10 protein-coding genes are annotated in these 10006 nt (G+C 45.1%); 8 read left to right on the top strand and 2 right to left on the bottom strand.

Translation table 11 applies throughout. The annotated features are described in order from the left end of the window. A partial coding sequence (rsmI, locus tag V7D75_RS09715) for a 16S rRNA (cytidine(1402)-2'-O)-methyltransferase (protein WP_333614401.1) occupies positions 1–947 on the bottom strand: 947 nt, incomplete at its 3' end. Positions 948–1105: 158 nt separating this feature from the next. On the opposite strand from rsmI, the gene V7D75_RS09710 reads away from it, so the two are divergent. From V7D75_RS09710 to hisC, 8 genes are all read left to right on the top strand, one after another. After that, positions 1106–1555 carry a YraN family protein gene (locus V7D75_RS09710; protein ID WP_333614400.1) on the top strand — a complete coding sequence of 150 codons (450 nt, stop codon included), beginning with the start codon at positions 1106–1108 and terminating at the stop codon, positions 1553–1555. 250 nt (positions 1556–1805) lie between these two features. Further along, positions 1806–2594, top strand: coding sequence for a BON domain-containing protein (locus V7D75_RS09705; RefSeq protein ID WP_333614399.1), 789 nt, complete (start codon positions 1806–1808; stop codon positions 2592–2594). Between the two features lie 270 nt (positions 2595–2864). Next, on the top strand, positions 2865–3839 hold the full coding sequence (locus tag V7D75_RS09700) for an alpha/beta hydrolase (protein ID WP_333614398.1): 975 nt from the start codon (positions 2865–2867) through the stop codon (positions 3837–3839). Between the two features lie 100 nt (positions 3840–3939). Next, complete coding sequence (locus V7D75_RS09695) at positions 3940–4191, top strand: BolA family protein (RefSeq protein ID WP_082894293.1); 252 nt, start codon at positions 3940–3942, stop codon at positions 4189–4191. Between the two features lie 107 nt (positions 4192–4298). Further along, positions 4299–5567, top strand: a complete 1269-nt coding sequence (murA, locus tag V7D75_RS09690) for a UDP-N-acetylglucosamine 1-carboxyvinyltransferase (RefSeq protein ID WP_333614397.1) — start codon at positions 4299–4301, stop codon at positions 5565–5567. 95 nt (positions 5568–5662) lie between these two features. Further along, positions 5663–6358 carry an ATP phosphoribosyltransferase gene (gene hisG / locus V7D75_RS09685; protein ID WP_333614396.1) on the top strand — a complete coding sequence of 232 codons (696 nt, stop codon included), beginning with the start codon at positions 5663–5665 and terminating at the stop codon, positions 6356–6358. A gap of 301 nt (positions 6359–6659) precedes the next feature. After that, positions 6660–7964 carry a histidinol dehydrogenase gene (hisD, locus tag V7D75_RS09680; RefSeq protein ID WP_333614395.1) on the top strand — a complete coding sequence of 435 codons (1305 nt, stop codon included), beginning with the start codon at positions 6660–6662 and terminating at the stop codon, positions 7962–7964. Between the two features lie 85 nt (positions 7965–8049). Further along, a complete protein-coding gene (gene hisC / locus V7D75_RS09675; RefSeq protein ID WP_333614394.1) occupies positions 8050–9183 on the top strand; it encodes a histidinol-phosphate transaminase in 1134 nt (377 codons plus the stop codon). Between the two features lie 115 nt (positions 9184–9298). Here the strand turns inward: hisC and V7D75_RS09670 are convergent. Further along, the coding region (locus tag V7D75_RS09670; RefSeq protein ID WP_333614393.1) for an anthranilate synthase component I family protein at positions 9299–10006 on the bottom strand (708 nt) is incomplete at its 5' end.

The following is a 10006-nucleotide window of genomic DNA, read 5'->3' as shown; positions in this document are numbered from 1 at the left end:
GCTTGTAGTTCAAGCAGGCGTTGATAAAGTGCGTTCTTTTTGACACCTGTAATATCAGCGGCCAAAGCGGCAGCTTTTTTAACTGATAAGTCCTCTAATAAACGCTGTAATAATTTATCGTGGATACTGATATCATCATCGTCCTGCGCTGCATTTACCCCGGCGACGACCACGACGATTTCACCGCGTTGCTGATTGTCATCGGCTTTGACAAATTCAACCAATTCGCTAAGCGTACTTTTGTGCACGGTCTCAAAGGTTTTGGTCAATTCACGGCAAAACGTCACTTCGCGCTCTGCCCCAAAGATAGCAGCCATATCTTCTAAGCTAGTGACAATACGATGCGGCGCTTCATAAAATATCAAAGTTTCGGTACGTGAATTGAGCGCTGTTAATTGTTTTTGGCGACCGTGGGTTTTGGCTGGTAAAAAACCAATAAAGCTAAAACGGTCTGAGGGCAATCCTGCAACCGATAGCGCAGCAATAGCAGCAGAGGCACCAATAATAGGGGAGACGCGAACACCAGCAGCATGAGCGGCTTGTACCAATTGATAACCGGGATCGCTAATCAGCGGCGTACCAGCATCACTAATCAAGGCAACCGAATGACCTTGCTGAATCATCTCAATGATTTTGGGCGTTTGAATGGCGCTATTATGTTCATGATACGCCCAAAGCTTATGATGACCTTTTTGTTTGGCAGCGCCATCAGAGTCGTTTTCGGCAGCGTTTTTATGGTTGTGTACGGTTACTTCATCTGTATCTTTGTCACCTTTGGTGTTAATACCAAAATGTGACAATAACTTGCCTGAGGTGCGGGTGTCTTCACAGGCAATGATAGCAACTTGCTTTAAAATATCGATTGCGTGCGGTGTCATGTCGCTTAAATTACCAATCGGCGTGGCAACGATATAAAGACAAGCTGGCATCGCGGTAGGGCTAGACATGAAAACCTCGGATTATTAAGAAATTGTCTTAAGAAATAGCATTAAAAACGCATATGAAAAGCGATTATGAAAACGCGAAAGTGGTTAGTTTAGCATGATGTGCTATGATAATTCTCAAATGTTCCGCTGACCGATAGCCATGATAATAAAAGCCCGTGATGGTAAATAACAAACCTCTAATCCTGACTTCGCCGACCCAGCGTCAAGGCAGCCGTTTTGAGCAGCAGGCGTGTGCGTTTTTACAAGCGCAAGGCTTGATATTGATTGCGCAAAATTGGCAACAACCAAAAGTGGGTGAGCTCGACTTAATTATGCTAGAAAAAGGGCAGGCGTGGTCGACACTGGTATTTATTGAAGTGCGGCAACGGCAACGTTCAGGATTTGGTGATGCGGCGCTTAGCGTGACGAAAAGTAAGCAGTATAAAATTATCAGAGCAGCCCGCTATTTTTTGCAGCAGCATCCTGAATATAATGATTATGAGTGCCGGTTTGATGTGATAGCTTATGATACCAATACTAAAAATAACAGCAGTGACGTTAAAGAAACACCGTCAAAAAACACTCAACCAGAATGGCTGCAAGGGGCTTTTATTGCCTCGGCTTGGTAGTATGTTTCTTTAGATCGATTATGTTTGAAATCAAGTTGGTTTAAAGATTAAGCCCGATAACTGGTTAAAAGTAAATAACCGTATTAAGCTATCGTTACCAAAAGCCTAAACGCCTCGGGTAAATATTCAGTAAAGTAGCGCCATTAAAAAGTCATTAACTACATAAAGCTATTACCATTATTATCAAGCGTCACACTATTAATTACCAGCTACTCACCAGTTAATCACATCATGTTCTAAGAGGTAAATCATGACACGGATGCATTTGCGTACTGCTATTTTTGGTTCATCACGCCGTAAGGCGATTGGCGTTATGCTATTGACCAGCATCGTTGCCACAGGCTGTACCACCAACTATCTGACCAATAGCACAGAAGGAACGTATGGCGTACCGATGACCGAGCGCACCATTCCGCAGCGCCTGCTTGACCGCAGTATCGAGCATACCGTCAAGATTAACGTCTATGGTCTGCAAGAAAATTTGCAGCAAATCAGCCGTATGAGCATTGATAGTTTTAATAGTGAGGTGTTGCTCACCGGTGAGGTGCCAACGCAAGAGATTAAGACAGAAATTGAAAAAGTGGTTGGCTCTATGCCAGATGTCCGTCACGTCTATAATGAGCTGAATGTGAGCGCCTCAAGGGGCTATAGCTCAACCGTTCACGATGGTTATATCACCTCCAAACTACTGGCAAAAATAGCCTCTAGTAATGGCGTGAAAGCCTCGCAAATAAAGGCGGTCACCAATGATGGCGTGGTTTATATTATGGGTCGCATGACGCCGACGCAGCAAAGCCACCTGATTGATATTGCCAATAATACTGTCGGCATCACAGAGCTGGTGCTGCTGACCACCGTCGTTGACGATAGAGGGGTGAAGATAGGTGAGGACGATATCATGTATGAAAATAATTTGGCCAACCCTACCAGAGGCCCGGCGCTCGATAGTCGGGCAGCGCTTGAGGTCACAAGTGTAGTAGAGCCGCCGATTAACGCTACGCCGATTATCGTCGACGAGAATGGCGCGCCCGTTAATTAGCCGTTATTAAGTTGTCATTATCAAGTTGCTATGTTTACCTTTATCAAAAGTCTTGTCGCGCTAATAAACACAAGAAACCTAAACACTCATAACAGGAACAGAACGATAAATCCCCAGTCTGCCAGTAAGATATAAAACGTAAAAAGTAGAAGTGTGGCTTTAGCCAAAAACGCGCTAACTAAAATTATAAAAAATGAAAAAGCCGTGACTCTACTATTGAGTTTTAATCAACTATGACCAAACGACAAGCTTATAATAGGAATACTGGCGATGAAGGATTTAAGTAAAGCAACCGTACAGCCTGCACCAAGAAAAAATCGCCTACCTAAATCTATCAGCGTCGGTGTGACGGCAGCATTGGCTGTCGGCGGTATTGCGCTCGCGACTCAGCAAGCACAAGCATTATCGGCACTCGCTATTGTGAATGGCATCACCTCAAATGGCGGCGTTGGTGTCAGTAAAAATATCTTGTATGGCGACAAGCCTTTGCAGGATTTAGATATTTATTATCCCAAACCTTTAGCAAAAGCCATGCAGTCAAAAAAAGCGACTGCTGATAACCCAATTAACCACAGTTATCCAATGGTGGTTTTCGTCCATGGCGGCTCGTGGGAAAGCGGCAGTAAAGATGAATACGCCTTTGTTGGTCAGAGTTTGGCACAAGCAGGCTATGTCACGGCAGTGATTAATTATCGTAAAGCGCCTGAGCACGTTTATCCTGATTACGTGCAAGATACGGCGCAGGCCATCGCGTGGAGTTATAAGAATGCTGAAAGTCTGCATGCTGATCCTAAGCGTTTGGCTGTTATAGGGCATTCTGCTGGCGCATTTAACGCGGTTGCTGCCGTCGCTAATAAAGATTTTTTAGCGCCGTATGGGGTGAAACCAAACGATATTGCTGCGGTAATTGGTATCGCAGGACCTTATAGTTATGACTTTCGTAAATTCAGTAGTGCGAGCGCTTTTGGAATAAATGCCACACCCGATGACATCATGCCAGACCGCAATATCAAAGGCGCGCAGCCGCCATATTTATTATTGACTGCTGAAAAAGACAAAGTCGTCCATATAAGCAATACTGTGAAAATGACACAGGCGTTAAAAGCGGCGGGCGTTAAGGTTGAAACAGGCGAAATCAAAGGTGCCAGCCATGCCACCAGTATTGGGGCAATGGCGCCACCTTTACGCTGGGTCAATGACGTGCGTGCCCAAGTGCTGAGCTATCTGGATAAAACGCTGCAATAGTTAAAGGCAGTTGTATAAGACAGTACTGTAAGATGGTCAAACTCTTGTTATAATGGCTAACTTTATATCCACCTATTAAACCCTTAAGGCAGAATATTTTATGAGCATGAACGCTGACGATTTGATTGCATTTTTACAAACTCACTTTCCTGATGCTTTTATTCAAGCTGCCAATCAAGGTACCAAGTTTGATGTACGGGTGGTTGATGCCAGTTTTGAAGGCAAGCGCGCAGTACAACGCCAGCAGTCAGTTTACGCATTGGTCAATGACAAAATTGCGAGCGGTGATATCCATGCGCTCAATATTCAGGCGTTAACGCCAGCCGAATGGGAAGTCCAATCTCAAGGCTAACACTTTTTATTTATGACTAGAATGTGTCGCGCCGGCAATGGATATTGCTGGTTTTATCATTTCTGGTTTTTCATATTTTTTATACTTATCGCTAGGTTGTCACCTTTATGGATCAATTTTTAATCACCGGTAGCAGTCGTATCGCAGGGGAAGTCACCATCTCAGGCGCCAAAAATGCCGCTCTGCCGTTACTCGCTGCTATGATTTTGGCTGAGACCCCAACGACGTTACATAATGTGCCATCGCTACAAGATGTGCGTACCTTGATTGAATTGATCGCTGGCATGGGCATTGATATTCAAAAGCAGGGCGACACTGTCGTTTGCGATACCAAGAATATCGACAATTTTTATGCGCCGTATGATTTGGTCAAGACCATGCGCGCCTCGATTTTGGTTTTAGGCCCTTTGCTGGCGCGTTTTGGTGAAGCCGAAGTGTCTTTGCCGGGTGGCTGTGCTATTGGTTCACGTCCTGTCGACCAGCATCTAAAAGCCTTTGAAGCCATGGGAGCTCATATTAGCGTCGAGAATGGCTATGTCAAAGCCCAAGCGCCAAAAGGCGGCAAGCTTATCGGTTGTAACTTTTCATTCGACATGGTGACGGTTGGCGGTACGGAAAACGTCATTATGGCCGCGGCATTGGCAAAGGGCACTACCGTGCTTGGTAACTGTGCGCTTGAGCCAGAAGTGGTCGATTTGGCCAATATGCTGGTAGCGATGGGTGCTAAAATCAGCGGCATTGGTACTGCCACCATGACCATCGAAGGGGTTGAGCGTTTGCATGGCTGTGAATATTCGGTCGTACCAGATCGTATCGAAACGGGCTCCTATCTTGCTGGTGCTTTGATGACGCGTGGTGATGTGCTGACCAAAAACACTTCAGCACTTTTATTGGCGCCTGTATTAGAAAAATTTGAAGACATGGGAGCGATTATTACCACAGGCGATGATTGGATTCGCGCGCAAATGAAAGGTCGCCCACTACCAGTCAATATTCGTACCCAACCACATCCGGGTTTTCCAACCGATATGCAAGCGCAGGTCATGGCGATTGCGTGCCTTGCTGACGGTACCAGCACCTTTATCGAAAATATCTTTGAAAATCGCTATATGCACGTGCCGGAACTCAACCGCTTGGGCGCCTCCATTCAAGTTGACGGTCATACGGCTGTGGTTAAAGGCGTCGAGCATTTTACTGCGGCGCCGGTGATGGCAACAGATTTGCGCGCGTCGATGTCATTGGTCATGGCAGCGGCTTCTGCGGAAGGCGAGAGCTTGATTGATCGTATTTATCATATTGATCGCGGTTATGAGCACGTCGAAGAAAAACTGCGCGCGCTTGGGGTTAATATCGAGCGTATTAATACCAACGCCTAACGTGGTTCATTACCCATTGTTATTGGTATTGACACATAACAAATTAATAATGCCTGTTAAGTAAGGCAGCTAACTGTACACGGACACGAGTCATTATGACTGAAGCAAGCAATAGCTTACCAAATGATGGTTTATTAAACGAAGTAAATGAGGCGTTTTCAGGTTTGACACTGGCGCTATCAAAGGGTCGTATCTTAGAAGAGACGATGCCTCTACTACGTGCTGCTGGTGTTGAATTACTAGAAGACCCTGAAGCGTCACGCAAGCTTATTTTTCCAACTTCAAACCCAAATGTGCGCGTGTTAATTTTACGCGCCAGTGACGTGCCAACTTACGTTGAACACGGCGCTGCTGATTTTGGCGTGGCGGGTAAAGATGGGCTGCTTGAGCATGGCGCCAATCACGTTTATGAATTGCTCGATTTGCAGATTGCTCAGTGTAAGCTGATGACAGCGGGCGTGAAAGGTGCGCCGCTACCAAATCGTCGTCTGCGTATCGCGACCAAGTACGTCAATGTTGCCCGCGCTTACTTTGCCAGTCAAGGACAGCAAGTCGATGTGATTAAGCTATATGGTTCAATGGAGCTTGCGCCATTGGTTGGTTTGGGTGATTTGATTGTTGATGTCGTCGATACCGGCAATACACTACGCGCCAATGGACTTGAAGCGCGCGACCATATTTGTGATGTGTCGTCGCGCCTTATCGTCAATCAAGTCAGCTACAAACGTAAATTTGCCCTGCTTGAGCCGATTTTAGACAGTTTTAAAAATAGTATTGCTAACGCTTCTTAAATGAGCGTTTATTCAGTATTGATAAAGCACTGTTATTAAACACTAGCAATCATTGATAATATCAAGCATGACTATACAAAATTTTAAACCAGTTTGGCGCTCTAGGATAGATATAGCGTGCTAAACTGGTTTTGTTGTATTTGCTTGCTAGAAAATAAAAGCTCAGTATAATCTGAGTGAGATAACTAAGAATAAGTGAAAATAAGCGGAAATAAGCAGACAGACCAACGTTTTCTTATTTGCTCTTTTATCCAAACTATTTTTTATAGCCGATTTTTATGCTCACCTATAGGATTCAGTCATGCGCCAACTAAGTACCCAAGATGCTGATTTTGACAGTCAACTGACCCAGCTTCTCGCTTTTGAAACCGTCAATGATGTTGAGCTATTAAAAACCGTTGACGATATCATTGCAAAGGTACGCCATGGCGGCGATAGCGTGGTACTGGCGTTGACCCAAGAGTTTGATCAGCATCCAGCGACGGCGATACAAGAGTTAGAGCTGTCTAAAGAAGCACTTGCTGAAGCGTTTGCTACTCTTGATGATGAGGTTAAAAATGCGTTAATGACGGCAGCGACACGCGTGCAAACCTTCCATGAGCGCCAAGTGCAAGAGACTTGGCAATATGAAGATGAGCTTGGCAATCGTTTAGGTCAAAAAGTCACGCCGCTTGATCGTGTCGGTATTTATGTGCCTGGCGGTTTGGCCTCTTATCCGTCTTCGGTATTGATGAATGCGATTCCTGCCAAAGTGGCTGGCGTTGCCGAGGTAATCATGGTGGTGCCAGCGCCAAAAGGCCTGCTCAATCCATTGGTCTTAGCAGCAGCGCATTTGGCACAAGTTGATCGGGTCTTTACTATTGGCGGTGCGCAAGCGGTTGCGGCCTTGGCGTACGGTACCGAGACCATACCAGCCGTAGATAAAATCACGGGTCCTGGTAATAAATATGTCGCTGCGGCAAAGCGGGCGGTATTTGGTCAAGTTGGGATTGATATGATTGCTGGTCCTTCTGAAGTATTGGTCTATGCAGAAGGCGAGGCGCAAGATCGCGCCGATTGGTTAGCGATGGATTTATTGTCACAAGCGGAGCATGACCGTATTGCCCAAGCTATCTTTGTCACGACAAGTAGAGAGCAGTTAGAAGAAGTAGCAGAGGAAATTGAAAAAGCCTTAGCAGAATTGCCAAAAGCTGATATCGCCCGTGATTCACTAAAAAACCGTGGCGCGCTGATTTTGGTCAAAGACCGCGCGGAAGGTATGGCGGTGATTAATCGCGTTGCCCCTGAGCATTTAGAATTGTCAGTTGATAACCCTGATGCGCTGCTGAATGAGGTTCGCCATGCGGGCGCTATCTTTATGGGTCGTCATACGCCTGAAGCGATTGGTGATTACTGTGCGGGTCCCAACCATGTATTGCCAACCTCTGGTACTGCACGTTTTTCTTCACCGCTCGGTGTTTATGACTTCCAAAAGAAGTCCTCGATTATTTATTGTAGTGAAGCGGGTAGTAAGCCGCTGGCTGCGACGGCGGATATTTTAGCGCAGCGCGAGGACTTAGACGCCCATGCGCGCTCAGCCCGTTATCGTTATCAAAAAGATAGTTAATAATCCAGTTAGGTAGTTCAGTTTTAATAAGATAATTTTAATATTTACGTTTAATTATTTATGTGGCTAATGAGTAGGATAACTTATGAGTGAGTTAAAGATAGACACCAGACTTTGGTCATCTAAAGCGCGAAATCTGTCACCTTACGTCCCTGGCGAGCAGCCTCAGCATGAAAATTTGTGCAAATTAAATACCAATGAAAACCCATTTCCACCGTCACCAAAAGTCGGCGAGGCCATCGCAAAAGTCTTAGCGCAGCAAGCCGATGAGCTGCGTTTATATCCTGCGCCTGAATCGGATGATTTACGCGCCGCATTAGCAGAGTTATATAACCTTGATATCAATCAAGTCTTTGTCGGTAATGGTTCTGATGAAGTATTGGCATTGGTATTTGCCAGCTTTTTCTTAAAAGAGCGCCCTGTTTTAGCGCCTGATATTAGCTATAGCTTCTATCCAGTTTACGCCCATACCTTTGGTATTGAGTTGGTACAAATCGCCCTAGAAGCCGATTTTAGTATCAGCCCTGATGCTTATCGTCAGCCTTGTAGCGGTATCATTATTGCTAACCCAAATGCGCCAACGGGTATGCTGTTATCGCTTGCTGATATTCGTAAACTTGCTGGCGAGCATTCAAACTCAGTGGTTGTAATTGATGAAGCTTATATCGATTTTGCGCAGAAAAAAGAAAATGGTTCAGAGGCAGAAGTGTCGGCGATTAGCCTAATCAATGACTGCGATAATATCCTTGTCACGCAAACTTTTTCAAAATCACGCTCGCTTGCTGGTTTACGGGTCGGTATGGCGTTTGGTAATGCGTCATTAATCGAAGCGTTGACGCGTATGAAAAATAGCTTTAATAGCTATCCGCTCGATAAGTTGGCGCAAGCGGGAGCGACTGCCAGTGTCTTAGATGTGGAGTATTTTACCCAGACCTGCCAGCAAGTCATCGACTTACGCCAAGCGCTCAGCACTCAGCTGACAGCACTCGATTATGAGGTGTTACCATCGCACGCCAACTTTGTCTTTGCGCGTCCGAAAAATGGTGATGCTAAAGGTGTGGCGGCTGATTTGCGCGAGCAAGGTATCATTGTGCGTCATTTTGAGAAACCGCGCATCAATGAGTACTTGCGTATTACTGTTGGTACGGCAGCGCAGAATAAGCGTTTGATTGATGCCTTAAAATCGCTACAAACAGAGGCTGAAAGCGTTACTGAGTAATACCTTAATAATGTAAAGCCAAAACAACAAGTTATATAAATAAAAGAGCCTGCTAACGTTATGTTAAGCAGGCTTTTTATTGGTTTTTAATTTGCCTTTTAGATAAAGCGTAAGTTTATTGCTTTATATTGTTTTGAGCTAAAACGCCTAACAGGTTGCCGACTTTATCCAAACATTCTTGATATTCAGCATTGCAATCAGAAGCAACCGTGATACCACCGCCTGCCCATAAGCTGACACGTCTTTCTTGTTCTGACTTATCATTCGATAAGGTATTGGCTTGCAAAGTACGAATTAATACATTCCATTGTCCGCTACCATCAAAGTTCATATAGCCCAGTGTGCCGCAATACGCACCGCGCGCGGTACCTTCTAACTCTGAGATGATTTCAACAGCGCGTTTTTTTGGTGTACCAGTGATAGAGCCAGCAGGTAAACTGCCAAACAATACGGCAAGCGGATGACTATCTGTCTTTAGCTCAGCGGTGATGGTGCTGACCATATGATGCACATTGCTAAAGCTTTCAATCGCAAATAGTTGAGGCACTTTGACGCTGCCAATCTTGGCATATTTACCCAAATCATTGCGCAATAAATCAACAATCATGACATTTTCGGCACGGTCTTTTTCGCTATCGATAAGCTGCTGTTTATAAGCGTTGTCTTGTGCAGTATTTAACCCACGCGGCATCGTCCCTTTAATGGGCTTGGTGCGTATATGATGTTTGCCAGTAGTATCGTCTTTATTAAAGGTAAAAAACAGTTCAGGCGAGCAGCTTAACAATTCAAATTGATAATCTTGCGTATCAACGCTTATTTCACT

The organism is Psychrobacter sp. (assembly GCF_036731945.1).
Taxonomy (GTDB): Bacteria; Pseudomonadota; Gammaproteobacteria; order Pseudomonadales; family Moraxellaceae; genus Psychrobacter.
Note: the sequence above shows the minus strand (reverse complement) of the source record. Positions and strands in the feature narration are given on the sequence as shown.

Coding starts and splice junctions, on each gene's coding strand:
- V7D75_RS09710 (WP_333614400.1), top strand. CDS start 1,106: ATGGTAAATAACAAACCTCTAATCCTGACTTCGCCGACCCAGCGTCAA.
- hisG (WP_333614396.1), top strand. CDS start 5,663: ATGACTGAAGCAAGCAATAGCTTACCAAATGATGGTTTATTAAACGAA.
- V7D75_RS09705 (WP_333614399.1), top strand. CDS start 1,806: ATGACACGGATGCATTTGCGTACTGCTATTTTTGGTTCATCACGCCGT.
- hisC (WP_333614394.1), top strand. CDS start 8,050: ATGAGTGAGTTAAAGATAGACACCAGACTTTGGTCATCTAAAGCGCGA.
- V7D75_RS09700 (WP_333614398.1), top strand. CDS start 2,865: ATGAAGGATTTAAGTAAAGCAACCGTACAGCCTGCACCAAGAAAAAAT.
- hisD (WP_333614395.1), top strand. CDS start 6,660: ATGCGCCAACTAAGTACCCAAGATGCTGATTTTGACAGTCAACTGACC.
- murA (WP_333614397.1), top strand. CDS start 4,299: ATGGATCAATTTTTAATCACCGGTAGCAGTCGTATCGCAGGGGAAGTC.
- V7D75_RS09695 (WP_082894293.1), top strand. CDS start 3,940: ATGAGCATGAACGCTGACGATTTGATTGCATTTTTACAAACTCACTTT.